Genomic DNA, 370 nt, shown 5'->3' with positions numbered 1-370 from the left:
ACGATGTCCTTTTCCAGTTCGACCAGATTGATGCCAGCCGCCGAAAGCCACATCTTGAGTGGCACTGGCACCCCATCTGCGGCCGCGCGTTCCAGTGCCCCGAGCGGGTTCTCGACACCAATCGCGGCAAGCGCCTCACCCATCTTTTCGTTGAACTGCTGTTCCGTACATGCATATGGGTAGGAACCCAGCATATACAAGATGCTCTCGTCCCGACTCGTCGCCGTACTCGTATTTCGGTGCGTGCTGATCTTGTACTGCGATCCCGCCGTGACCTCGATACGTGTGATCTTCGTGCGCTCTACGCGTTCATACACGTAACTCCCGCGATCGTTTTCTGTGACCTCGGACTTTGCACGGTAGTACGGAT

General features: G+C 56.5%; 1 protein-coding gene. It reads right to left on the bottom strand.

All coding sequences use genetic code 11. From position 1 onward, the window contains the following. Nucleotides 1-200, bottom strand: a 200-nt coding sequence (locus AC1RPY_RS07600) for a hypothetical protein (protein ID WP_481763083.1), incomplete at its 3' end; no start/stop codon positions are given. Between the last annotated feature and the right edge of the window lie 170 nt (nt 201-370).

The organism is Dellaglioa sp. CoH-56-MRSF-12, assembly GCF_056782075.1.
Note: the sequence above shows the minus strand (reverse complement) of the source record. Positions and strands in the feature narration are given on the sequence as shown.